22 protein-coding genes are annotated in these 25,443 nt (G+C 55.8%); all 22 read left to right on the top strand.

Annotated features, from left to right (window positions below; genetic code table 11):
• Window positions 1–14 precede the first annotated feature (14 nt).
• The 22 genes from nuoG to frr all read left to right on the top strand — a co-directional run bounded on the left by nuoG (window position 15) and on the right by frr (window position 25,443).
• The gene (gene nuoG / locus TH3_RS10695) at window positions 15–2,075 is read left to right on the top strand and encodes an NADH-quinone oxidoreductase subunit NuoG (protein WP_007089412.1); all 2,061 of its coding nucleotides are present in this window, start codon (window positions 15–17) and stop codon (window positions 2,073–2,075) included.
• Between the two features lie 87 nt (window positions 2,076–2,162).
• Window positions 2,163–3,176 carry an NADH-quinone oxidoreductase subunit NuoH gene (nuoH, locus tag TH3_RS10690; RefSeq protein ID WP_007089413.1) on the top strand — a complete coding sequence of 338 codons (1,014 nt, stop codon included), beginning with the start codon at window positions 2,163–2,165 and terminating at the stop codon, window positions 3,174–3,176.
• Window positions 3,177–3,207: 31 nt separating this feature from the next.
• Window positions 3,208–3,696: an NADH-quinone oxidoreductase subunit NuoI gene (nuoI, locus tag TH3_RS10685; protein WP_007089414.1), complete on the top strand. Its 489-nt coding sequence runs from the start codon at window positions 3,208–3,210 to the stop codon at window positions 3,694–3,696.
• An 81-nt stretch (window positions 3,697–3,777) separates the two neighbouring features.
• The gene (locus TH3_RS10680; protein ID WP_007089415.1) at window positions 3,778–4,386 is read left to right on the top strand and encodes an NADH-quinone oxidoreductase subunit J; all 609 of its coding nucleotides are present in this window, start codon (window positions 3,778–3,780) and stop codon (window positions 4,384–4,386) included.
• Entirely contained in the window at window positions 4,386–4,694 is a 309-nt protein-coding gene (gene nuoK, locus TH3_RS10675) for an NADH-quinone oxidoreductase subunit NuoK (protein ID WP_007089416.1), read from the top strand. Before TH3_RS10680 ends, nuoK begins: the two co-directional genes overlap by 1 nt.
• 7 nt (window positions 4,695–4,701) lie before the next feature.
• Complete coding sequence (gene nuoL, locus TH3_RS10670; protein ID WP_007089417.1) at window positions 4,702–6,699, top strand: NADH-quinone oxidoreductase subunit L; 1,998 nt, start codon at window positions 4,702–4,704, stop codon at window positions 6,697–6,699.
• A 6-nt stretch (window positions 6,700–6,705) separates the two neighbouring features.
• The gene (locus TH3_RS10665) at window positions 6,706–8,223 is read left to right on the top strand and encodes an NADH-quinone oxidoreductase subunit M (RefSeq protein WP_007089418.1); all 1,518 of its coding nucleotides are present in this window, start codon (window positions 6,706–6,708) and stop codon (window positions 8,221–8,223) included.
• A gap of 11 nt (window positions 8,224–8,234) precedes the next feature.
• Window positions 8,235–9,674: an NADH-quinone oxidoreductase subunit NuoN gene (gene nuoN, locus TH3_RS10660; protein WP_040059846.1), complete on the top strand. Its 1,440-nt coding sequence runs from the start codon at window positions 8,235–8,237 to the stop codon at window positions 9,672–9,674.
• A gap of 2 nt (window positions 9,675–9,676) precedes the next feature.
• Window positions 9,677–10,435: a biotin--[acetyl-CoA-carboxylase] ligase gene (locus TH3_RS10655; RefSeq protein ID WP_007089420.1), complete on the top strand. Its 759-nt coding sequence runs from the start codon at window positions 9,677–9,679 to the stop codon at window positions 10,433–10,435.
• Window positions 10,436–10,469: 34 nt separating this feature from the next.
• Complete coding sequence (locus TH3_RS10650; protein WP_007089421.1) at window positions 10,470–11,252, top strand: type III pantothenate kinase; 783 nt, start codon at window positions 10,470–10,472, stop codon at window positions 11,250–11,252.
• Window positions 11,253–11,337: 85 nt separating this feature from the next.
• Entirely contained in the window at window positions 11,338–13,014 is a 1,677-nt protein-coding gene (locus tag TH3_RS10645; protein ID WP_007089422.1) for a ribonuclease J, read from the top strand.
• 103 nt (window positions 13,015–13,117) lie between these two features.
• A complete protein-coding gene (gene mce / locus TH3_RS10640; RefSeq protein ID WP_007089423.1) occupies window positions 13,118–13,522 on the top strand; it encodes a methylmalonyl-CoA epimerase in 405 nt (134 codons plus the stop codon).
• Window positions 13,523–13,576: 54 nt separating this feature from the next.
• The gene (locus TH3_RS10635) at window positions 13,577–13,816 is read left to right on the top strand and encodes a DUF1467 family protein (protein WP_007089424.1); all 240 of its coding nucleotides are present in this window, start codon (window positions 13,577–13,579) and stop codon (window positions 13,814–13,816) included.
• 494 nt (window positions 13,817–14,310) lie between these two features.
• The gene (locus tag TH3_RS10630) at window positions 14,311–14,805 is read left to right on the top strand and encodes a hypothetical protein (RefSeq protein ID WP_233421884.1); all 495 of its coding nucleotides are present in this window, start codon (window positions 14,311–14,313) and stop codon (window positions 14,803–14,805) included.
• A gap of 176 nt (window positions 14,806–14,981) precedes the next feature.
• A complete protein-coding gene (gene proS / locus TH3_RS10625) occupies window positions 14,982–16,301 on the top strand; it encodes a proline--tRNA ligase (RefSeq protein WP_007089426.1) in 1,320 nt (439 codons plus the stop codon).
• Between the two features lie 88 nt (window positions 16,302–16,389).
• Window positions 16,390–17,640 carry a lipoprotein-releasing ABC transporter permease subunit gene (locus tag TH3_RS10620; RefSeq protein WP_007089427.1) on the top strand — a complete coding sequence of 417 codons (1,251 nt, stop codon included), beginning with the start codon at window positions 16,390–16,392 and terminating at the stop codon, window positions 17,638–17,640.
• Window positions 17,633–18,367, top strand: a complete 735-nt coding sequence (locus TH3_RS10615) for an ABC transporter ATP-binding protein (RefSeq protein ID WP_007089428.1) — start codon at window positions 17,633–17,635, stop codon at window positions 18,365–18,367. The genes TH3_RS10620 and TH3_RS10615 overlap by 8 nt, the downstream gene beginning before the upstream one ends.
• A 99-nt stretch (window positions 18,368–18,466) precedes the next feature.
• Window positions 18,467–21,952 (top strand): DNA polymerase III subunit alpha, encoded by a 3,486-nt coding sequence (gene dnaE, locus TH3_RS10610; RefSeq protein WP_007089429.1) that lies wholly within the window; start codon window positions 18,467–18,469, stop codon window positions 21,950–21,952.
• Between the two features lie 235 nt (window positions 21,953–22,187).
• Window positions 22,188–22,970, top strand: a complete 783-nt coding sequence (gene rpsB, locus TH3_RS10600) for a 30S ribosomal protein S2 (RefSeq protein WP_007089431.1) — start codon at window positions 22,188–22,190, stop codon at window positions 22,968–22,970.
• An 85-nt stretch (window positions 22,971–23,055) separates the two neighbouring features.
• The gene (gene tsf / locus TH3_RS10595) at window positions 23,056–23,979 is read left to right on the top strand and encodes a translation elongation factor Ts (protein ID WP_007089432.1); all 924 of its coding nucleotides are present in this window, start codon (window positions 23,056–23,058) and stop codon (window positions 23,977–23,979) included.
• 166 nt (window positions 23,980–24,145) lie between these two features.
• Window positions 24,146–24,877 (top strand): UMP kinase, encoded by a 732-nt coding sequence (gene pyrH / locus TH3_RS10590; protein ID WP_007089433.1) that lies wholly within the window; start codon window positions 24,146–24,148, stop codon window positions 24,875–24,877.
• A 2-nt stretch (window positions 24,878–24,879) separates the two neighbouring features.
• A complete protein-coding gene (gene frr / locus TH3_RS10585; RefSeq protein ID WP_007089434.1) occupies window positions 24,880–25,443 on the top strand; it encodes a ribosome recycling factor in 564 nt (187 codons plus the stop codon).

The following is a 25,443-nucleotide window of genomic DNA, read 5'->3' as shown; positions in this document are numbered from 1 at the left end:
AGAGGGATTGAGACATGCCGAAACTGACAGTTGACGGTATTGAAGTTGAAGTAGAAGCCGGGGCGACAGTCCTTCAGGCCTGTGAAGAGGCCGGGAAGGAGATTCCGCGTTTCTGCTATCACGAGCGCCTGTCAATCGCCGGCAACTGCCGTATGTGTCTGGTTGAAATGGAACGCGCACCCAAGCCGGTCGCGTCCTGTGCCATGCCTGCGGCAGATGGAATGGTGATCAAGACGGATTCCGATCTGGTCAAGAAAGCCCGCAATGGCGTGATGGAATTCCTGCTGATCAACCATCCGCTGGATTGCCCGATCTGTGACCAGGGCGGTGAATGTGACCTTCAGGACCAGGCGATGGCCTATGGTTTTGACGCGTCGCGTTATGCCGAGAAAAAGCGTGCGGTGAAGGACAAGGAACTGGGGCCGATTGTCAAAACGATCATGACCCGTTGCATTCATTGCACCCGTTGCGTCCGTTTTTCCGAGGAAGTCGCCGGTGTCGGCACCATGGGTGCGGTTTACCGCGGCGAGGATACCGAGGTCGGACCGTATATCGAAGCATCGATCAATTCCGAACTTTCGGGGAATCTGGTCGATCTTTGCCCGGTTGGCGCACTGACATCGAAACCCTATGCGTTTACCGCGCGTCCGTGGGAATTGAAAAAAACCGACAGCATCGACGTGATGGATGCGGTCGGATCGAACATCCGTATCGATTCCCGCAGTGCCGAAGTCATGCGCGTTCTGCCGCGTACCAATGACGATGTGAACGAAGAATGGATTTCGGACAAAACCCGTTATGCGATTGACGGCCTGAAACGCCAGCGTCTGGATCGTCCGTATGTGCGTGTTGATGGCAAGCTGAAAGCGGCCAGCTGGGACGAGGCGTTTGCCGCGATCAAGGCAAAGGTTTCCGAGCTTGATGGCAAGAAGATTGCCGCAATCGCCGGTGATACGGTCGATTGTGAATCGATGACTGCGTTAAAGGATCTGATGGGGACCCTTGGGTCGCCGAACCTTGATTGCCGTCAGGACGGTTCGAAAATTGGCGGTCCGCGTGCGTCCTATATCTTTAACACCACGATTTCGGGCATTGATGATGCCGATGCCTGCCTGATCGTTGGTGCGAATATCCGTGCCGAAGCGCCGATCATCAATTCGCGTCTGCGCAAGCGCTGGCGTGCGACGGCCGGTGATTTCAAGGTTGGCATCATCGGCGAAAGCTGGGACCCGACCTATAAGCACGACTATCTTGGTGCCGGTGCGGAAACGCTTTCTGCGGTGCTGGATGGCAAAAACGATTTCGCCAAGGTGCTGAAAGCCGCCGAAAAGCCGATGATCATCGTTGGCATGGGCGCGCTTAACCGTGAGGACAGCGATGCGGTTCTGGCGACCGTCCGGGCGATTGCCGAAAAATACGGCATGGTTTCGGGCGACTGGAACGGTTTCAACGTTCTGCACACCGCCGCATCGCGCGTCGGTGGCCTTGATCTGGGCTTTGTCCCGGGCGAGGGCGGTCTTGCGACCAATGACATCCTTGATGCCGCGGCAAAAGGCGATGTCGAGGTTGTTTACCTTCTGGGTGCCGATGAAATCGACATGTCGAAACTTGAGAAGGCCTTTGTGGTCTATCAGGGGGCGATGGGCGATGCCGGTGCGCAGGCTGCCGACGTGATCCTGCCCGGTGCTGCCTATACCGAAAAGAACGGTACCTACGTCAATACCGAAGGCCGCGCCCAGCAGGGCTGGCGCGCTGTTTTCCCGGTTGGCGAGGCCAAGGAAGACTGGGCGATTGTCCGTGCGCTTTCGGGCGCACTTGGTCAGGCCCTGCCGTATGACAACATTGATGCCGTGCGTTCGCGCATGGTTGAACTCAGCGCGACTTTCGCCTCGCTGAATGCTGTCACCAAGGCAGAGTGGACCGATTTCGGCAAGGCAGGCGATATGAAGTCTGATGGCTTTATCTCGCCGGTTCGCAATTTCTATATGACCGACCCGATCAGCCGTGCATCGGTGACGATGGCCAAATGTACAGAGGCCTTTGTCAAGGATGCGGCTGCCGAGAAGGTTGCCTGAGTTTGGGGGGCGGCGATGACATCGTCGCCCGTCCCGCAAGGGGGTGTCCCAATTCAGGGACGAAACGCAAAAGATACGGTTTAACCGATGGAACTTCTTTGGGACGGATATATTGAACCGCTGGTCTGGATCGTCGCCAAGATTTTGGCGATTGTTGTCCCGCTGCTGGTTGCTGTCGCCTATCTGACCTATGCCGAGCGCAAGGTCATCGGTGCGATGCAGTTGCGCAAAGGCCCGAACGTTGTGGGGCCGTTTGGTCTTCTGCAACCGCTGGCCGATGGTCTGAAACTGTTTCTGAAAGAAACGATTGTTCCGACCAGTGCCAACAAGGGCGTGTTTATCATTGCCCCGATGCTGACCTTCATTCTGGCGATCATTGCCTGGGCGGTTATCCCGTTCGACGAGGGCATGGTTCTGGCGGATCTGAATGTCGGCATTCTGTACCTGTTCGCGATTTCATCGCTGGGTGTTTACGGCATCGTGATGGCCGGTTGGGCGTCGAACTCGAAATACGCCTTCCTTGGTGCGCTGCGTTCCGGCGCACAGATGGTGTCCTACGAGATTTCGATTGGCCTGATCATCATTTCGGTTCTGCTGACCACCGGGTCGCTTAACCTTAGCGATATCGTTCGCGGTCAGGTTGGCGGCATCTGGGAATGGAACTTCATCTATCACCTGCCGATGTTTGTGGTCTTCATCGTGTCGATCCTGGCCGAAACGAACCGTGCGCCGTTTGACCTTCCGGAAGCGGAAGCCGAACTGGTGTCGGGTTATAACGTCGATTATTCGGCAATGACCTTTGCGCTGTTCTTCCTGGGTGAATACGCGAACATGATCCTGATGAGCGGTCTTTGCGCCGTTCTGTTCCTGGGCGGCTGGACCGCACCGCTGCCGGTGCTGGAATTCATCCCCGGCGCGATCTGGTTCATTCTGAAGATCTGCTTCGTCCTGTTCATTTTCCTCTGGGTGCGTGCGACATTCCCGCGTTACCGCTATGACCAGCTGATGCGTCTGGGTTGGAAAGTCTTCCTGCCGCTGTCATTTGCCTGGGTCATGCTGGTCGCCACGTTCCTGGTTGCTTTTGACAAGGTCCCGGCCTGATCGCCGCGCATCGGAGAGAGAGAGGTAAACGATGTCATTTATTGATCGGACGGCCCGGAGCTTCCTGCTGGTGGAACTCGTTTCCGGTATGGCGCTCACCCTGAAATACATGTTCAAGCCCAAGGTGACGCTGAACTATCCGTATGAAAAGGGTCCGCTGAGCCCGCGTTTCCGTGGCGAACATGCGCTGCGCCGTTATCCCAACGGGGAAGAGCGTTGCATTGCGTGCAAACTTTGCGAGGCGATCTGTCCCGCGCAGGCCATCACCATCGAGGTTGAGCCGCGCGACGACGGTTCGCGGCGTACGACGCGCTACGATATCGATATGACGAAATGCATCTATTGCGGTTTCTGCGAGGAAGCCTGTCCGGTGGATGCAATCGTTGAAGGTCCGAACTTCGAGTTCGCAACCGAAAACCGCGAGGAGCTTCTCTATGACAAGGATAAGCTTCTGGCAAATGGCGAGCGTTGGGAAGCCGAGCTTGCTGCACGATTGGAGGCAGACGCACCTTATCGGTAAGTGTCGCGTCTGATCGTATAAAGAGAGTTCATGGGCCGCTTTCTGCTGTTGGGGCAGGGCGGCTCGCCAAGGGGGTACCTTATGGTCGTACAGGCTTTGGCTTTTTACCTGTTTGCTACTGTCGCGGTTCTGTCCGCGACTGCGGTTGTGACCGTTCGCAACCCGGTGCATTCGGTACTGCTGCTGATTTTGACATTTTTTAACGCAGCCGGGCTTTTCGTCCTGCTGGGTGCTGAGTTTCTCGCCATGCTGCTCGTCGTCGTCTATGTCGGCGCGGTCGCGGTTCTGTTCCTGTTCGTCGTCATGATGCTCGACATCAATTTTGTCGAGATGCGCGAAGGTTTCCTCAACTATCTGCCGATCGGGGTTCTGATCGCGCTGGTGCTGTTTGTGGAACTGGCCTTTGTCGGCGCGGGCTGGGCTTTGTCTGATGACAAGATCGCCGTTCTGGCGCATCCGACGCCCGCCGGACTGACCAATGTCGAGGCGCTCGGCCAACTGATCTACACCGATTACGCATACATCTTCCAGGCTGCCGGTCTGGTGCTGCTTGTTGCGATGATCGGCGCAATTGTCCTGACGCTGCGTACCCGCGAGGGTGTTCGCCGTCAGAAAATCTCCGAGCAGGTCAAACGCGATCGCGCTGACACGCTTGAAGTCAAAAAAGTTCCGGTCGGTAGGGGGATCTGATGGAAATCGGTCTTGCACATTATTTGACCGTCGCGGCGATCCTTTTCACACTCGGGATCTTTGGCATCTTCATGAACCGCAAGAACGTCATCATCATCATGATGTCGATCGAGCTGATGCTGCTGGCAGTCAATATCAACCTTGTCGCGTTCTCGTCGTTCCTTGGCGACCTCGTCGGACAGGTCTTCACCATCTTCGTCCTGACCGTTGCCGCCGCCGAGGCAGCGATCGGTCTTGCGATCCTGGTGGTCTATTTCCGTAACCGCGGCACGATTGCGGTTGAAGACATCAACATGATGAAGGGGTAAGGCAGATATGTATCCTCTGATTGTATTCCTGCCCCTGATCGCTGCCACGATTGCCGGCATCATTACGCTGGCCGGCGCCATGTCGTCCGCGTCCGGTGCCGAGCATGACAGCAGCCATCATCATGGTGTTTCGACGTCTGATCGCATTTCCCAGCTGATTACGGTGGGCGGTGTCGTTACGGCCTTCATCATTTCGATTTTCGCCTTTGTCGATGTCGCGCTTGGCGGCAACCCGGTGACGGTTCAGCTGTTTACCTGGATTTCTTCGGGTAACTTCACGGCTGAATGGGCGCTTCGTTTTGATACGCTGACCTGCGTCATGCTGATTGTTGTGACCGGTGTGTCGTCGATGGTGCATATCTATTCCATCGGTTACATGTCGCACGATCCCGACAAGCCGCGTTTCATGGCGTATCTGTCGCTGTTTACCTTTGCCATGCTGATGCTGGTGACTGCCGACAACCTGATCCAGCTGTTCTTTGGCTGGGAAGGGGTGGGGCTTGCGTCCTATCTTCTGATCGGTTTCTGGTATTCCAAGCCGTCGGCATCGGCCGCTGCGATCAAAGCGTTTGTCGTTAACCGTGTCGGTGACTTTGGCTTCGCGCTGGGTATCTTTGCGGTTTATGTCCTGTTCGATAGCGTTCAGTTCGACGTGATCTTTGCCAATGCCGAGGAAGTTGCCGGAACGACGCTTTTGTTCCTTGGTCATGAATTCTCGGCCCTTGAGATCACCTGTTTTCTTCTGTTCATCGGAGCGATGGGCAAATCGGCACAGCTTGGCCTGCATACGTGGCTGCCTGATGCGATGGAAGGCCCAACACCGGTTTCAGCCCTTATTCACGCGGCAACCATGGTGACGGCCGGTGTGTTCATGGTTGCGCGCCTGTCGCCGATCTTTGAATATGCCGAAACCACGCTTGCGATCATTACCGTTGTCGGCGCATCGACCGCGTTCTTTGCCGCGACCATTGGTTGCGTTCAGAACGACATCAAGCGCGTGATCGCCTATTCGACCTGTTCGCAGCTTGGTTACATGTTCTTTGCGTGTGGCGTGTCGGCCTATTCGGCGGGCGTGTTCCACCTGATGACGCACGGCTTCTTCAAGGCGCTTTTGTTCCTTGGTGCCGGTTCGGTGATCCATGCGATGTCCGACGAGCAGGACATGCGCAAGATGGGCGGCATCTATAAGATGGTTCCGCTGACCTTTGCGGTGATGATGGTTGGTACGCTTGCGATTACCGGTTTCCCGGGGCTTGCGGGCTTCTATTCCAAGGACCTTGTCATCGAAAGCGCGTTTGCGGCACATACCGCGGTCGGCACCTATGCCTTCTGGGCCGGTATCCTGGCGGCACTGATGACGTCGTTCTATAGCTGGCGTCTGATCTTCATGACCTTCTTTGGCACCCCGCGTGCGGACGAGCGGACCATGGCCCATGTCCATGAAAGCCCGGCTGTCATGACGCTGCCGCTTCTGTTCCTGACCATCGGTGCGATCTTTGCCGGCTGGTTCGCCAAGGACTGGTTCGGTGGTGGTGACTATGAAGAAATGCTGGCGTTCTGGAACGGCGCGATCTTCATGGCCGAAGGTCATCAGGCTCTTGAACATGCACACCATGTTCCGGGCTGGGTCAAGCTGGCACCGTTTGTTGCCATGGTATCGGGCTTTGTCATCGCACTTGTGATGTACAAGCTGGTTCCGTCGCTGCCGCGTCAGTTGGCCAATACCTTCAATGGTCTGTATCGCTTCGCGCTGAACAAATGGTACTTCGACGAGCTTTACGACAAGATTTTCGTCAAGCCGGCCTTCTATCTTGGCTATGGCTTCTGGAAATCGGGCGATGGCGCGCTGATCGACGGTGTCGGTCCGGACGGTGTCGCCGCAGCATGCCGTAACATTGCACGTCGTGTCAGCGCCCTTCAGAGCGGTTTCGTCTATCACTATGCGTTTGCGATGCTGATCGGTATTGCCGCCTTGGTGTCTTACACAATTTGGAAGATGGGTTAACGGGCGATGAGCGATTATCCAATTCTTTCGATCGTCACCTTTTTACCGCTGATCGGCGCACTGTTCGTGCTGCTGATCCGCGGGGAAGAGGCGAATGTCGCCCGCAACTCCCGATGGGTTGCTTTGTGGACGTCGGGTTTCACCTTCCTGGCATCGTTGATGCTATGGGTGAATTTCGATAGCACCACGGCCGATTTCCAGTTCGTTGAAAAAGCCGACTGGATGCCGGGCCTGAACATTTCCTATCACATGGGCGTGGATGGCATTTCGATGCTGTTCGTGCTTTTGGCGACCTTCCTGACGCCGATCTGCATTCTGTCGGCATGGGAAGCAATCCAGAAACGTGTCAAGGAATACATGATCGCGTTCCTGATCCTGGAAACGATGATGGTCGGTATGTTCAGCGCGCTTGACGGTCTGCTGTTCTATCTGTTCTTCGAAGGCGTTCTGATCCCGATGTTCATCATCATCGGTGTCTGGGGCGGTCAGCGTCGTGTTTATGCAGCCTTCAAGCTGTTCCTTTACACGCTGCTGGGTTCCGTTCTGATGCTGGTGGCGCTGCTTGCGATGTATTTCGAAGCAGGCACCACCGACATCCCGACACTGATGGCGCACGGGTTCAGCTATAATATGCAGCTTTGGCTGTGGCTGGCGTTCTTTGCATCCTTTGCCGTCAAGGTGCCGATGTGGCCGGTTCACACATGGCTTCCGGATGCCCACGTTGAGGCACCGACCGCTGGTTCGGTGATCCTGGCCGGTGTGCTTCTGAAAATGGGTGGTTACGGGTTCCTTCGGTTCTCGTTGCCGATGATGCCGCTGGCGTCGGAAACCTTTGCCCCGCTGGTGTTTACGCTGTCGATTGTGGCGATCATCTATACGTCGCTGGTCGCATTGGCACAGCAGGACATGAAAAAGCTGATTGCCTATTCGTCGGTGGCCCATATGGGGATTGTGACGATTGGTGCCTTCACCTTTAACCAGCATGGTATCGAAGGTTCGATCTTCCAGATGCTTAGCCATGGTGTGGTATCGGGCGCGTTGTTCCTGTGTGTTGGTGTGGTTTATGACCGCATGCATACCCGCGAGATCGATGCGTATGGCGGTCTTGTGCATCGTATGCCTGGTTATGCCGTTATCTTCATGTTCTTTACGATGGCGTCTGTCGGTCTTCCGGGGACGGGTGGTTTCGTTGGCGAAATCCTGGCATTGCTGGGCGCGTTCGAAGCCAATACCTGGGTGGCATTCTTTGCCGCAACCGGTCTGATCCTTGGTGCGGCTTATGCGCTGTATCTCTATCGCCGCATCGTGTTCGGGGCCCTTACCAAGGAAAACCTTAAGTCGATCCTTGATATGAGCCCGCGTGAATGGCTGATCTTTGCACCGCTTGTGATCATCGTTCTTTGGATGGGGGTCTATCCGGTCTCCTTCCTCGACATCATGCATGTTTCGGTTGAACACCTCGTCAACCAGGTCGAAACGGCGCAGGCTGCCGCAGCTCAGGCTGCGCAGCTGGCGGCGAATTGAGGGGAATGAACATGGGAGTTTCTATGCTCAACCTCGGGGCGGCATTGCCCGAAATCTTTATGGCCGTTTCGGCCCTTGCCCTTCTGATGCTTGGCGTGTTTGCCGGTAAGGACAAGGCTTTCCGCACCGTTTCATGGCTTGCGGTTGCAGCCCAGATCATCGCCCTTGTGCTGGTGGTTCTGGGTGACGGCGGGGTGGCGTTCTATGGCCAGTTCACGGCAGATGCCTTTGCCAAATTCACCAAGGTGATGATCCTGATCGGTTCGTCGATTGGTATCGTGATGGCGATGAATTACGCCGAACGCGAAAACATGTCGCGGTTCGAATTCCCGATCCTGATCCTGCTTGCCACACTTGGCATGATGGCGATGGTATCGGCGACCGACATGCTGTCGCTGTATCTTGGTCTTGAGCTTCAGTCGCTCGCACTTTACGTGATCGCGGCGATCCGCCGCGACACCGTTCGCGCCACGGAATCGGGCCTGAAATACTTCGTTCTGGGGTCGATTGCGTCGGGTATGCTGCTGTATGGCATGTCGATGGTGTATGGCTTTACCGGTTCGACCAACTTCGCCGTTCTGGGCGATGTGATCAGCAATGGCGGCCTTTCGGTCGGGACACTGGTTGGTCTGGCCTTCATGTTTGCCGGTCTGTGCTTCAAGGTTTCCGCGGTTCCGTTCCATATGTGGACCCCGGACGTCTATGAAGGGGCACCGACCCCGGTTACGGCGTTCTTTGCCGTCGCGCCGAAGATTGCCGGTCTGGCGCTGTTCGTTCGTGTTGCGGTTGGGCCGTTTGCCGGTGCTGTCGAAGACTGGCAGCAGATCATCGTTCTGGTGTCGATCCTGTCGATGGCATGGGGTTCGTTCGCAGCCCTTCGTCAGGACAATATCAAACGTCTGATGGCCTATTCATCCATCGGTCACGTTGGTTTCGCACTGGTTGGCCTTGCGGCCGGTACGGCAGAGGGCGTGCAGGGTATTCTGGTTTATCTTGGGATTTACCTTGTGATGAACCTTGGAACCTTTGCCGTGATCCTGTCGATGCGTCGCAATGACCGCATGGTCGAGGAAATCACCGATCTTGCCGGTCTGGCCAAGACCAAGCCGCTGATGGCGGCGGTGACCGCGATCCTGATGTTCTCGATGGCCGGTATTCCGCCGCTTGCAGGGTTCTTTGGCAAGTTCTATGTGTTCAAGGCGGCGGTTGATGCCGGTCTTGTGACGCTGGCGGTGATCGGTCTGGTGACCTCGGTCGTCAGTGCCTATTACTATCTGCGGATCATCAAGGTGATGTATTTCGACGAGCCGGTCGAAGCGTTCGACAAGAACGGCACCGAGATGAATGTGATCATGGCGGTTGCGACGGTCATTCTTCTGGCTTTCGTCTTCTTCCCGAACCCGTTGATGGATAGTGCCGGCGTTGCCGCGACGGCCTTGCTCGGGCAGTAAGGATGACCAAGCCGACGATCCGGCTTCCTGAAGGTTTTTATCTTCATGAACTGGAAGTGATCGACAGTACGAATGAAGAGGCGAAACGCCTTGCTGATAAGGGCGCCCCAAGTGGCGCCCTTATTTGGGCCCGCCAACAGACATCGGGCAGGGGACGGCGCGGCCGCGCATGGACATCCCCGGTTGGCAATCTTTATTCTTCCCTTTTGCTGCGTCCGGATTGCCCGCTTTTTGAAGCGGCAAAACTGACATTCCTGATTGCGGTTGCCCTGGCCGAGGCGATTGAGCTGGTGACAGGCAATCGGGTCAGGCCGGATTGCAAATGGCCCAATGACCTGATGGTCAATGGCCGCAAGATTTCGGGTATTCTTCTGGAAAGTGCATCGAATAACGGTTCGGAAACCGATTATCTGGTGATCGGAGCCGGGGTGAATGTTGCGTTTTATCCCGATGATGCCGAACGCCCGGCGACGTCGCTTTCAGCGCTTGGCGCGCCGGTTTCGGTGGGCGAACTGATTTCGGCCTATGTCGGGAGGGTGGCAGACTGGTTGCCCGTATGGGAAGCGCAGGGCTTTGCCCCGGTGCGTGACGCCTGGCTTCGGCGGGCATACGGGATTGGTGCGCCGGTGATTGCGCGCCTGACCGAAAGGACGCTTGAGGGCATGTTTGTCGGGCTTGATGACGACGGATCGCTTGTTTTAAGAGAAACGGGCGGGATGGAACATCGCATCGGTGCTGGCGAAGTGTTTTTTAAAGCATAAATAACACGGGACGATAACGGGGAGACGAAACATCATGTTGCTGGCGATTGATGCCGGGAATACCAACATCGTTTTCGCGGTGTTTGACGGCGATACGATCAAGGGGCAGTGGCGCTGTTCAACGACGGTTGAACGCACGGCTGATGAACTTGGCGTGTGGTTGCATCATCTGTTTACCCTGTCGGATGTGCCGAAAGATGCGATTACGGGCGCAATCATCGCAACCGTGGTTCCGGCGGCGGAATTCAGCCTTAAAACCCTGTGCCGACGTTATTTCAATGTCGAGCCGATGGTGGTGGGCGACCCGGCGGTTGATCTGGATATGAAGATCATCATGGATCGGCCAAGCGAGGTCGGGGCCGACCGGCTTGTCAATGCGGTTGCAGCGCACAAGCTTTTTGGCGGGCCGCTTGTGGTTCTGGATTTCGGGACGGCGACCACGTTTGACGTGATCGATGAAGAAGGCAATTATCTTGGCGGTGTGATTGCGCCAGGTGTTAACCTTTCGATCAAGGCGCTGCATATGGCAGCAGCCCAGTTGCCGATGGTCGCGATCGAGGCCCCGCGCAATGTGATCGGCAAGAACACGATCGAGGCAATGCAGTCCGGGGTTTACTGGGGCTATGTTGCGATGATCGAGGGACTTCTGGCGCGCATTCGCATGCAGCAGGGCGTTGATAATATGAAAGTTGTCGCGACCGGTGGTCTGGCACCGTTATTTACCAAGGCGGTTGACGAGATCGAACATCTGCATGGCGATCTGACCATGCTGGGGCTTTTGATGATTTATCGCCGCAACAGCGAAAAATCGAACTAGACTGTTAACCGACATTGACTGTGAAGTGACGCGGGTGCGCCCCGTGATCTTATTTCTCACCGCTGAAAGACAAGGGTGATCATCCGTGGATTTGTATTTGCCGAAAGACGAATTGCTGTTTGTGCCGCTGGGGGGATCTGGCGAAATTGGCATGAACCTCAATTTGTACGGATATGACGATCAGTGGCTGATGGTCGATATGGGCGTTTCCTTTGGCGAGGAAGGTTTGCCCGGTGTCGATGTTGTCATGCCCGATCCGTCCTTTATCGAGGAACGCAAAGACAAACTTCTTGGCCTTGTCCTGACCCATGCGCATGAGGATCACCTTGGCGCGGTGCCGTATCTTTGGCCGCGGCTGAAATGCCCGATCTATGCCACCCCGTTTGCCGCCGAGTTCCTGAAGGCCAAACTGGCGGAAACCGATTTTGCCGATCAGGTGCCGATCCATGTGATCGAGCTTGGCGGACGGTTCAAAAAGGGGCCGTTTGACATCGAATTCGTCACCATGACCCATTCGATCCTTGAACCCAACGCGCTTGCGATCCGCACCCCCAAGGGGCTTGTGGTGCATACCGGCGACTGGAAATTTGACCCCGAGCCACAGATTGGCGAGGCATCGGATGTCAAGAAGCTTGAGGCGCTTGGCGATGAAGGGGTCATGGCGCTGATTTGTGATTCCACCAACGTCTTTTCCGAAGGCAAAGCCGGATCGGAAGGCGATGTAGCCAAGAACCTGTCAAAACTGTTTGCCGAAACGCCGCAGGGCCGGATTGCGGTTGCGTGCTTTGCGACCAACGTTGCGCGGTTGCAGTCGATTGTTGAAGCGGCACATGAAAACAACCGCTGTGTCGGGTTGGCCGGGCGGTCATTGAACCGTGTGACCGAAGCCGCACGAGCGGTTGGCTATCTGACATCCTATCCGAACCTTCTGACCGATGAAGACGCGATGGAGGTCCCCAAGGATCAGGTATTGCTGATCTGTACCGGGTCGCAGGGCGAACCGCGTGCGGCAATGTCGCGTATTGCCAAGGGCGATCATCCGACCGTGCAGCTTGATCCGGGCGATACGGTGGTGTTTTCGGCGCGCGAAATTCCGGGCAATGAAAAATCCATCGGTTATATCCAGAACCTTTTGATCAGGCGGGGTATCCGCGTGATTACGGCGCGTGATGAGCCGATCCATGTTTCGGGTCATCCGGGCAGGCAGGATCTGGCGCGGATGTATCAGCTTACACGTCCGAAAATCCTTGTGCCGGTGCATGGCGAAACCCGCCATCTGTGCGAACAGGCGGCCCTTGGCGCGGAATGCCAGATCCCTGAGCAGGTGATCCCGCATGACGGGACGGTCATTCGCCTGTCGCCGGGCAGTGCGCACGTGATTGGCGTTGCCGAAAGCGGCGTGCTTTGCCTTGATGGCGGGCGGTTGCTGAAACGGGATTCCGAAACCATCCGCAACCGTAATCGCATCGTGTGGAACGGTGTGATGTTTGTGACCGTGGTGCTGAACCAGTTTGGCGAGATGGTCGGCGAGCCGATGATTACGGCACCCAGCCTGTTTGACGAGGTCGGCGATGATGTCCGCCTTGATCATTTTGCAGCCGAGATCGGCAACCGGGTTGATCAGTTGAATGATGACGAGGTGCTTGACGATGCGGCGGTGATCCTTGCGATCCGGCAATCCCTGCGTCGTCCGGTGCGTCAGCGGCTTGGCAAACGGCCAATGATCGAGGTGCATCTTGTGCGGGTGAACGAGCAGGGCTAGGCAGTTTGGGAAGGCGGCATGCGACCAAATGGGCGGTTGTCTTTGTCGTGATGTGCATCCTAGATTGTCGGTGATCGGGCAGATCACATTGCAGGAGTAGAACATGATTGGACGGCTGAACCATGTGGCGATTGCGGTGCCGGACCTTACGGAAGGCATCCGGCTTTATCGTGATGTGCTAGGTGCGAAGGTTTCCGACCCGCAGGACGAACCAGATCACGGGGTGACTGTGGTCTTTGTTGAACTGCCCAATACCAAGATCGAATTGCTCTATCCGCTGGGCGAGGGATCGCCGATACAGGGGTTCCTTGATAAAAACACATCGGGCGGCATTCATCATGTCTGCTATGAGGTTGAGGATATCCTGGCGGCGCGTGATCAGCTTCTGAAAAACGGTGCGCGCGTGCTGGGCACGGGGGAGCCGAAGATCGGGGCGCATGGCAAGCCGGTTCTGTTCCTGCATCCCAAGGATTTTAACGGGACGCTTGTTGAGCTTGAACAGGTTTAAGTTTCTTTCCCGCCGTATCGGCCTTTATTCCCGCAACCAAGAAAAGAGTGCAGCATGAACTGGTTTTCCGCGATCCTTGTTTACATCGTGATCTGGTGGCTGGTGCTGTTCATGGTGTTGCCGTTCGGCGTGAAGCGCGAAGAGAATGTTCAGCCCGGCCATGATAGTGGCGCGCCGCAAAAGCCGCATATGTGGAAGAAGGTTCTGGCAACCAGCCTGATTTCGGCGATTTTGTGGCTGGTGGCGTATTTCGTGATTACCAGTGGCATGATCGAAGTCCGCCCGCCGCAATGATCGGGCGACGGAATTCAGAAACAAACCCCGCACAATTTGTTGCGGGGTTTTTGTTTGGCCGGACTGCACAAAATGTCGGGGAAGGGGGGGGGCGGAAAAGGCATCAATCGGGAAAAGCCAAAAAAAAAGCAAGATCACAAGGATCTTGCTAAGATGCTATTTTTATAGCTGTTTTCCCGTAATCTTTTTTTGCTTCCTCCTAAGACCTGGGCACTTGGCACAGGTTTTATTTCGACGTCGCGCCTGCTTCTTGTATGCTTATTGGCAACAAAGCCTCCCGCAATTTTATGAGCGGCTGCGATACGTCTTCCGCAACGATCTTGCGCCGTTAGCGGAGGATCAAAAAGCCACATATTTCACTTTTGTGCAAGATGTTTTGACCAAAATTCACAGATGAATCGATGCTGCACCGCACATAAATAGGATGGACCGGCGATATGAAGAGTTTTGTAATGACCCGCCCTATGAAAATCGGGAATTATCCTGTGAATCTCATGGTTTCGATGCTTGTTGCTGGCGTGATCATGACCGGTGCGGGGGGCGTTTGGGCACAAAGCGACTCCCCCTTGCCGGGGCCGGCGGCAGGGGAAAATGCCGCGCCGGATGGGGAAGGTGCTGCTGGTGCTGAGAAGGCGAAGCCCACCATCACGGTCACGCGGTCGGCCTGTCAGCAACTGGTCAGCCATGTGCCCGATGACGATGTGGCCTATAAGCCTGGTGTGGATGTTTATGGGCGCAAGGTCGCCCCGGCCGATCTGGATGGCGGCAGCCCAATCCTGAATGCGCTGCCCAAGGAAATCGAATTTCCGGTGACGATTGATTTCTTTGAATATGCCGGTATTTCCGTGCCGGACGGGATCAGCGGCGAGTCCAATATCGGCAGGATTACCTATCGCAACGGGCGGGTGTATTTCAATGATATCCCGCTTGGCAACGAGGCGGGGCAGGATGAATTGGCCGCGGCGTGCCGGGCGGCAGGGTTCCGTTAAGGTTGTACCTGAAAAAGCCCGTGTGTCTTCGCAAACCTGCCACGATTGGCCGCTAGATCACCCGTTGCCGATATAAAGCAAGTTCCGGCTTGCGTTTCGGGCTGTGCTGTCGCATTTTCCGGGCAAGGTCTTTTGTATACCTGATATTTTTCAGCTTTGATCATCACGAGGCATTGATGCGTCTTTCCCAGTTCTTTCTGCCGACCCTCAAGGAAACGCCGGCAGAAGCACAGATCGCTTCCCATCGACTGATGCTGCGTGCCGGTATGGTGCGCCAGCTTTCAGCAGGGATTTATTCCTGGCTGCCGCTTGGCTATCGCGTGCTTAAAAAGATCGAACAGATCGTGCGCGAAGAGCAGGACGCGATTGGCTTTAACGAATTGCTGATGCCGACCATCCAGCCAGCCGAGCTTTGGCAGGAAAGCGGGCGGTATGAGGATTACGGCCTTGAGATGCTGCGCATTACCGACCGTCATGATCGTAACATGCTGTTCGGGCCGACCAACGAGGAAGCGATCACCGATATCTTCCGCAAGGATGTCCGGTCCTATAAGCAGCTTCCGCAGATGCTCTATCACATTCAGTGGAAATTCCGCGACGAGATCCGCCCGCGCTTTGGCGTGATGCGGGGGCGCGAATTCCTGATGAAGGATGCGTATTCGTTCGATATCGATTACGAAAGTTCGCGGCACGCCTATAACAAGATTTTCCTGGCTTATTGCCGGACCTTTGCGCGCCTTGGCGTCAAGGCGATCCCGATGGTGGCCGATACCGGCCCGATTGGCGGCGACCTTAGTCATGAATTCATCATTCTGGCGGAAACCGGCGAAAGCGAAGTGTTCTGCGACAAGAAGTGGCTGGACAAGGACCTGACGGGCAAGGGGGTTGATCTGAATGATCGCACCGGGCTTGAAAACTGGGTTCAGACGACGCTTGAAGATTATGCCGCGACCGAAGACAAGCATGATCCGGCCAACAGCCCGATTTCCGGTGACGACATGATCGCGACGCGCGGGATCGAAGTTGGCCATATCTTCCATTTCGGGACCAAATATTCCGAACCGATGGGCGCGACTGTGCTTGGCCCGGATGGCAAGGAAGTACCGGTACAGATGGGGTCCTACGGCATTGGCGTTTCGCGCCTTGTTGGTGCGCTGATCGAGGCATCGCACGACGAAAACGGCATCATCTGGCCGGAATCGGTTGCACCCTACAAGGTTGGCCTAATCAACCTTCGGACCGGGGATGATGAATGCGATGCGGCGTGCGAAGATGTTTACGCCAAGCTGCATAATGCCGGTATCGAAGTGCTTTATGATGACCGCGACATTCGCGCGGGCGGCAAGTTTGCCGATATGGACCTGATCGGTCTGCCGTGGCAGATCGTGATTGGCCCGAAAGGCATCAAGGCCGGTGTGGTCGAGCTTAAAAACCGCAAATCGGGCGAGCGGACGGAAGTCACGCTTGAGGCGGCACTTAACCAGATCGGCGCCTGATTACGACTTTGCAAACGGGGCAGCCTTGGCTGCCCCGTCCTGATTTCCGGAATTCTTTCCGACACGCTTCCACGAGGATCTTTTGCGCATGTTCAGTCCGTTCGAACGTCTGGTGGCTTTCCGCTACCTGCGTCCCCGTCGGCAAGAGGGCTTTGTTTCCGTCATCGCCATCTTTTCGCTGCTTGGCATCATGCTGGGCGTTGCGACCCTGATTATCGTCATGTCGGTCATGAACGGGTTCCGGGCCGAATTGCTTGGACGTATTCTGGGGCTGAACGGGCATATATCGGTTTACGCGCAAAGTCCCGATGGCCTGCCCAATTATGATGCGATTGAAAAGAAGATCGCTGAAACCGGCAATGTGACCCTTGTGACCCCGGTGGTCGAGGGGCAGGTGCTGGCATCGAATAACGGCCGGTCAACCGGGGCCATCGTGCGCGGGGTCCGTGCCGAAGACATCGCCAAGCGCAAGACGATTGCCGATAACATCGTTTTCGGATCGCTTGATGATTTCAAGGGTGACGATAGCGTGATCATGGGCGCGCGTCTTGCCATGAAACTTGGCGTCGGGGTGGGGGATAATGTCAATCTGATCTCGCCCAAGGGCAATGTGACGGCGTTCGGGTCCGTGCCGCGCGTGCGGGCCTATAAGGTGGTCGGGCTGTTTGATATCGGCATGTATGAATATGACAGCGGCTTTATCTTCATGCCGCTTCAGGCCGCACAGATTTATTTCCGCCTGCCGGAAAAAATCAGCCATTTTGAAGTGATGCTTGAAGACCCGTCACGCCTGTCATCAAGCATGAACGATCTGTTGTCGAACCTGTCGGGCGAACAATTGCGGCTGGTCAATTGGCAGCAGTCAAATTCCGGGTTTTTCAATGCATTACAGGTCGAACGTAATGTGATGTTCCTGATCCTGACGCTGATTATTCTGGTGGCGGCATTCAATATCATTTCGGGCATGGTGATGCTGGTGAAGGACAAGGGACGCGATATCGCGATTCTGCGGACCATGGGGGCCACACGGTCATCGGTGATGCGCATCTTTTTCCTGGCCGGGGCATCCATCGGGGTGCTTGGCACGTTAAGCGGCCTGATCCTTGGTGTTTTGTTCTGCCTGAATATCGAAAATATCCGCCAGTTCATCCAGACCCTGACGGGGACCGATCTGTTTAATGCGGAAATCTATTTCCTGTCGCAGCTTCCGGCCGACATGGATATCAGCGAAGTGGTTCTGGTTTGTGTGATGTCGCTTAGTCTGTCGTTCCTGGCGACGGTTTATCCGGCATGGCGTGCATCGCGCCTCGATCCGGTGGAGGCCCTTCGTTATGAGTGACATGATCAAGACAACCGCCAAGGAGCGGGCGCAGAAAGTCGTGTTGCGGCTTGAAAAGATTGATCGGGTGTTCAATCAGGGCCCCGATCAGCTTGAAATCCTGAAATCCGTCGATCTGGAAATCCATCAGGGCGAGATCGTCGCCCTTGTCGGGCCGTCGGGGGCGGGTAAATCAACCCTGCTTCAGATTGCGGGGCTGCTTGAAAAGCCCGATGGCGGCATGGTTTCGATTGGCGGAAAACGCAGCACGGATCTTTCCGATCTGGTGCGCACCGAAATGCGCCGCAAGCATATCGGGTTCGTGTATCAGTATCATCATCTGCTGCCGGAATTTTCGGCGATTGAAAATGTCGTCATTCCGCAGATGATCAATGGCCTGAAACGGGCGGATGCAACCGAACGCGGGCTTGAACTGCTGCGCTGTCTTGGGCTGGAAAAACGGGCCGAACATCGCCCGGCACGCCTTTCGGGCGGGGAACAGCAGCGCGTGGCGATTGCGCGTGCGCTTGCCAATGTGCCCGACGTGCTGTTTGCCGACGAGCCGACCGGCAACCTTGATCCGCATACGGCGGAAACGGTGTTCGGGATGTTGATGACGTTGGTGCGCGAAACCGGTCTGGCGTCGCTGATTGCGACCCATAACCCGGAACTGGCGAGCCAGATGGACCGGGTTGTGACCCTGCGTGACGGGCATCTGGTCGAACTTGATCCCGATACTCTTTCGTAATCTGTCGAAATTCTTTAAGTTGGCAGAGCACCGCGCCCCGGAGTGATCCGGGGTGGCCGGTTTCCTGCCTTTGCCATTTATCGTCCGGGATTTTCTGCAATGGAAAACGGTTTCGTCCATCTTCGTGTTCACACCAACTATTCGCTTGCCGAAGGTGCCATCACGACGAAGGAACTGGCAAAGCTGTGCGAGGCGGATGGCCAGCCCGCGGTTGCGATGACCGATACCAACAACATGTTCGGCGCGCTCGATTTTTCAGGGGTGATGAGCGGGTCGGGTATCCAGCCGATCCTTGGCGTGCAGATCGGGGTGGAACGGTTTGGCGATCAGCCGGTGATCGGCAAGATTTCACGCGAACCGGACCCGGACAATCTGGTGCTGATTGCGAAGAATGACCGGGGGTATTTCAACCTTCTGAAGATCGTTTCGCGCGCGCATATGACCAGTGAAGCGGGAAGTGAGCCCAAGGCGCTTTATGATCATATCGAAAAATACAGTTCCGACATCATCTGCCTGACCGGCGGGCCGACCGGGCCGTTGGCACGATTGATTGCCGAGGAGCAACATGAGGCGGCAAGCGAATGCCTGAACAAGCTTTCGGGGATATTTGGCAACCGGCTTTATATCGAATTGCAGCGCCATGGCGAACCGATCGAAGAAAAGGTCGAGCCGGGGCTGATCCGGCTGGCCTATGAGCATAATATCCCGATGGTCGCGACCAATGACTGCTTTTTCCCCAAGGCGGAAATGTATGAAGCCCATGATGTGTTCATCTGCATCGGGCAGGGCGCGGTTGTGGGGCAGGAAGACCGGTGGCGTTTAACGCCCGAACACCGGTTTAAAACCGCCGCCGAGATGCGCGATCTTTTCGCCGACATTCCCGAGGCCTGCGACAATACGCTGGCGATTGCCAAGCGGTGTTCGTGGCATGTCGAAAAGATCGACCCGATCCTGCCGCCATTTGATTGCGGCGAAGGCCGCACCGAGGTCGATGAGCTGCGCCATATGTCCGAGGAGGGCCTTAAAGGCCGCCTTGCGAAATATGTCTTTACCGAGGACATGACGGACGCGCAGAAGGAAGAAATCGCCAAACCTTATTGGGAGCGCCTTGAATACGAGCTTGGCATCATCAATCAGATGGGGTTTCCGGGCTACTTCCTGATCGTTGCGGACTTTATCCAGTGGGCGAAGGACCATGAAATCCCGGTGGGGCCGGGGCGTGGTTCGGGTGCAGGGTCGCTTGTTGCCTATGCACTTCTGATTACTGATCTTGATCCGTTGCATTTCTCGTTGCTGTTTGAACGCTTCCTGAACCCGGAACGTGTTTCCATGCCCGACTTTGACGTCGATTTCTGTCAGGACCGGCGCGGCGAGGTGATTGAATATGTTCAGCGCAAATACGGCCATGACCGTGTGGCGCAGATCATCACATTCGGTAAGTTGCAGGCAAAGGCCGCAGTGCGCGACGTTGGCCGCGTGTTGAGCATCCCGTATGGCTATGTCGATAAAATCTGTAAGATGATCCCGGGTGATCCGGCCAAGCCGATCCCGCTTAAGGAAGCCATCGACATGGAGCCGGACCTGCGCCGGATTGCGCGCGAAGACCCGGATATTGACCGGCTGCTTTCCATCGCGATGCAGATCGAGGGGCTTTATCGTAACTCGTCCACCCACGCCGCCGGGGTTGTGATTGGCGACCGTGACCTTGACGAACTTGTGCCGTTGTATCGTGATCCGCGGTCCGATATGCCGGTGACCCAGTTCAACATGAAATATGTTGAAAATGCCGGTCTGGTGAAGTTCGACTTCCTTGGTCTTAAGACTTTGACGGTGATTATCGAGGCCGTCAATCTAATGCGGCTTCGTAAAGACGTCCCGCAAGGCTTTGATATCAGTGCCATTCCCCTTGATGATCGGGTGGCGTTCAAGTTGCTTTCGGCGGCCGAGACGGTCGGTGTGTTCCAGCTTGAATCCCAGGGCATGCAGGACGTTTTGCGCGGGCTTAAGCCCGATACGATTGAAGATATTATCGCGGTCGTGGCGCTGTATCGTCCGGGGCCGATGGACAATATCCCGCATTACATCGCACGTAAGCATGGCACCGAAGAGCCGGATTACATGCACCCGATGTTGCAGCCGATCCTTGAAGAAACCTATGGCATCATGATCTATCAGGAACAGGTCATGCAGCTTGCCCAGACGATGTCGGGCTATTCGCTTGGCGGTGCGGACCTTTTGCGTCGTGCGATGGGTAAAAAGATCGCCGAGGAAATGGAATTGCAGCGGTCGCTGTTTGTTGACGGGGCGGAAAAGAACGGGGTGCCACGCGGGCAGGCGTCCGACATCTTTGATCAGGTCGCCAAGTTCGCATCCTATGGCTTTAACAAATCGCACGCGGCGGCCTATGCGCTGGTGGCGTATCAGACGGCGTATCTCAAGGCGAATTATCCGGTCGAATTCATGGCCGCGCTGATGACGCTTGATATGCACAACACCGAAAAACTTGCGATTTTCAAGCAGGAGGTCGAACGCCTTGGCATCGAAATCCTGCCGCCCTGCATCAATAATTCGCAAGTGGCGTTTTCGGTCGAAAATCATGATGGGGTGCGCAAAATCCGTTATGCACTGGCGGCCGTGCGCAACGTTGGTGATGCGGCAATGGAAAGCCTTGTGGCGGAGCGCGAGGCCAATGGCCCGTTCCGGGACCTGACCGATTTTGCATCGCGCATCGATAGCCGTGCGGTCAATAAACGGTTGCTTGAAAACCTTGTGCGGGCAGGCGCGCTTGATTGCCTGACGACAAACCGCAAGGTCATGTTCGAGCATGTCGACCGGGTGATGGCGGTTGCCCAGCGCGAAATGCAGGCGCGCAACAATGACCAGATTTCGATGTTTGGCGAGGATACCGGATTTGGCAAGGATGCCATACGGTTGCCCGATGAACGCGACTGGGTGCCGATGGAAAAACTGACCGAGGAATTTTCGGCGATTGGTTTTTACCTGTCGGCGCATCCGCTTGATACCTTTGGCAAAAGTCTTCAGCGGATCGGTATTGCGCCGATCAAGGAGCTTCCGGCCCGTATGCGCGCCCAGAACAAGGGATCGATCAAGCTTGCCGGGACCCTGATCAATGCGCGTGAAATGATTTCGAAGAAAAACGGATCGAAATTCGCCTTCGTGATGTTTTCCGACCCGACCGGCAGCTTTGAAGTCGCCTTCTGGGCCGAGGCATGGGCGGCCTATAAGGAAATCATCAATGCCGGGCGTCCGGTGTTGCTGGTGGTGGCGGCCGAAATGCGCGAAGGGCAGCTTCGCATTCAGGGGCAGAAGGTCGAAGACCTTGAGCATGCCGTTTCCGGGGCAGCCGAGGGCATTCGCATTCGCCTGAACCGGCCTGATCCGGTGGTGGAAATCCGAGAACTGCTTGAAAAAGCGGGGAAAGGGCGCGGTCTGGTCAGTCTTTCGACTGTCTGTGCCGATGGCCGTATTGCCGAGGTCGAGCTTGAAGATACCTATAAGGTCGGACCGTCGCTTATCGGGGCGGTCGGGGCCATTCCGGGGGTCGAACTGGCCGAGGAAATCTGATTGGTGCGTGTGCCGTGAAATTGTGATCGTGCTTAGGGTTCACTTTCACGCGGTTTGAGCGTACTTTAAGGCTTGCATTCTTTGCAGGAGGGGGCTAAAACCCGCCCCGAACATCGCACGCGGGAGCGTGGCGAATAATGCGTTATGCAGAAATTCGTCCATCCGGTGTTTCACGCAAGACGGCGTGAAATTCCCTTCCGCGGAGGTCTTAACCGGAAAAAGGTAGGAATTTATCATGGCTTTGCCAACCTTTACCATGCGTCAGCTGATGGAAGCTGGCGTCCACTTTGGTCACCACACCCGCCGTTGGAACCCGAAGATGAAGCAGTTCATCTTTGGTGCACGCAACGACATTCACATCCTGAACCTTCAGGAAACCGTTCCGATGCTGCATCGTGCGATGCAGGCGGTTCGTGACGTCACCGCCGGTGGTGGTCGCGTTCTGTTCGTCGGTACCAAGCGTCAGGCTTCGCCGGTCATCGCAGAAGCTGCAAAGCGTTGCGGTCAGTACTATGTGAACCATCGCTGGCTCGGCGGTATGCTGACCAACTGGAACACCGTTTCCAACTCGATCAAACGCCTGAAAGAACAGGAAGAAATCCTATCTGCCGGTGCAGAAGGTCTGACCAAAAAAGAAATCCTGAACCTGACCCGTTCGCGCGACAAGCTTGAACGCGCGCTTGGCGGGATCAAGGATATGGGCGGTCTTCCCGACATCATCGTCGTGGTCGACACCAACAAGGAAGCGCTTGCTGTTCACGAAGCCAAGAACCTGAACATTCCGGTTGTTGCTATTCTGGATACCAACTCGGATCCGGCAAACGTTGCATACCCGATCCCGGGTAACGACGATGCGATCCGTGCGATCCAGCTGTATTGCGACCTGTTCGTTGGCGCAGTTCTGGACGGCATCCAGCAGGAAATGACTGCTTCTGGCGCGGACCTCGGTGAATCCGAAGAAGTCCCGGCTGAAGCCGCTGCTGTTGAAGAAGCCGCACAGGAAGCAGCTTCCGCATAAGTTTCACTTTGTACCTGATGAAACGGCGGCTAGCATGCCGCCGTTTCTTTAGGTGTTCACTGATCGCGTAATAGGGGCTTTAAAAATGGCTATTACCGCTGCTCTGGTTAAAGAGCTTCGCGAAACCACCGGCGCTGGCATGATGGATTGCAAAAAGGCGCTGTCCGAAACCGAAGGTAATCTTGAAGCTGCTGTTGACTGGCTTCGTACCAAAGGTCTTGCTGCTGCTGCCAAGAAAGCAGGTCGTGTTGCTGCTGAAGGTCTGGTGGGTGTTGCTGTTAACGGTACTTCCGGTGCCGTTGTCGAACTCAACTCCGAAACCGACTTCGTTTCGCGTAACGAAGATTTCCAGAAATTCGTCGCAGAAATCGCAAACCAGGCCGTTTCGGCCAATGGTGATATCGATGCGCTGAAAGCAACCCCGTTCCCGGGTACGTCGCGCAACGTCGAAGAACAGGTTACCCACATGATCGCCACCATCGGCGAAAACATGAACCTGCGTCGTTCGGCTGGTATCTCGGTCGAGAAGGGCGCTGTTGCGTCCTACATCCATTCCGCGATTGCGCCGAACCTCGGCAAAATCGGTGTTCTGGTTGCGCTTGAATCCGAAGCGGATGCGAGCGTTCTTGAAGGCCTTGGCAAACAGATCGCAATGCATATTGCTGCAACCAACCCGGCTTCGGCCACGGTTGACGATCTGGATCCGGAACTGGTCGAGCGCGAGAAATCCGTTCTGACCGAACAGGCCAAAGAATCCGGCCGCCCGATTGAAATCATCGAAAAGATGATCGAAGGTCGTATCCGTAAATATTACGAGCAGGTCGTTCTGGTTGAACAGACCTTCGTGATTGACGGCGAAAGCAAAGTCAAAGACGTGATTGCAAATGCTGCTAAAGACGCGGGCAAGCCGATCACCCTTAAGGGCTTTGTGCGCTTCGAACTTGGTGAAGGCATCGAGCGCGAAGAAAAAGACTTTGCTGCAGAAGTTGCTGAGCAGCTTAAGAAATAAACATCTGATCGAAATGGTGCGTCGCGTGCCATTTCGTGTATGATCCCAGACCGGCGAGGTCGGCAGCGCATAATCGCCCTGTTACTCGCCGGTCTTTTTATATCTGAATTTTGCTGAACCGGGTTTCGGGACAGTTTGAAATATCGGCAGTAAGAGGCAATCCAACATGGCAGAAAACGGCCAACTGAAATTTCGTCGTGTCCTTCTGAAACTTTCGGGTGAGGGGCTTCTGGGAAAACAGCAATACGGGATTGATCCCGAGACGGTTGACCGGATCGCAAGCGAAATCAAAGCCGTTCATGACATGGGTGCCGAGGTTTGCATGGTGATTGGCGGAGGGAACATCTTCCGCGGGGTCAAGGGTGCCTCCCAGGGCATGGAACGTGCCACGGCCGACTATATGGGCATGTTGGCCACCATCATGAACGCACTGGCCGTTCAGAACGCGCTTGAGCGGCACGGGGTCCAGACCCGTGTGCAGTCGGCCATTCCGATGTCATCGGTCTGTGAGCCCTATATCCGCCGTCGTGCGGTGCGCCACATGGAAAAGGGCCGGGTGGTGATTTTTGCGGCCGGGACCGGCAACCCGTTCTTTACCACCGATACGGCAGCAGCACTTCGCGCGGTTGAAATGGGCTGTGACGCGTTGCTTAAGGGGACGCAGGTTGACGGCGTTTACACCGCCGATCCGAAGACCGACCCGACCGCGGAACGCTATGATTCCCTGACCTATATGGACGTTCTTGCCAAAGATTTGCGTGTCATGGATGCATCGGCTATTTCATTGGCACGCGAAAATGATATTCCGGTTATTGTATTTTCTTTGCATAATCCCGGCGCCTTTGCCGATGTGGTTTGTGCAAAAGGTAAGTTTACGATTATTTCGAATGGAGACTAAAGGTGTCTGACGTTGCTGGCCTAAAAAAGGACCTTGCCCGCCGTATGGAAGGGGCTGTTGAAGTTTTGCACAAGGAATTTACCGGACTTCGGACCGGGCGTGCCAGTGCAAGCCTTCTAGAACCGGTCATGGTTGAAGCCTACGGCGTGCCGACCCCGCTTAACCAGGTTGCGTCTGTCAGTGTTCCGGAATCGCGGATGCTTTCGGTACAGGTCTGGGACAAGAGCATGGTTAAATCGGTCGAGAAAGCGATCCGTGACTCGGGCCTTGGCCTGAACCCGGCGGCCGACGGGACGCTTGTTCGGGTGCCGATCCCGGCATTGAACGAGGAACGTCGTGCGGAGCTGTCCAAGGTTGCCGGCAAATATGCCGAGCAGGCCAAGATTTCGGTTCGTAACGTCCGCCGTGACGGTATCGACCAGATCAAAAAATGGGAAAAAGACAGCGTGATCTCGAAAGATGACCTCCATAACGAGGAAAAAGAGATCCAGAAGCTGACCGACAAGGTTATCAGCGAGATCGACGAAGTGCTTGCCCATAAAGAACAGGAAATCATGCAAGTCTGA

Source organism: Thalassospira xiamenensis M-5 = DSM 17429, assembly GCF_000300235.2.
In the GTDB taxonomy this organism is placed as follows: Bacteria; Pseudomonadota; Alphaproteobacteria; order Rhodospirillales; family Thalassospiraceae; genus Thalassospira; species Thalassospira xiamenensis.
The sequence above is the reverse complement of the archived record's forward strand: the minus strand, read 5'-3'. Positions and strand labels throughout refer to the sequence as shown.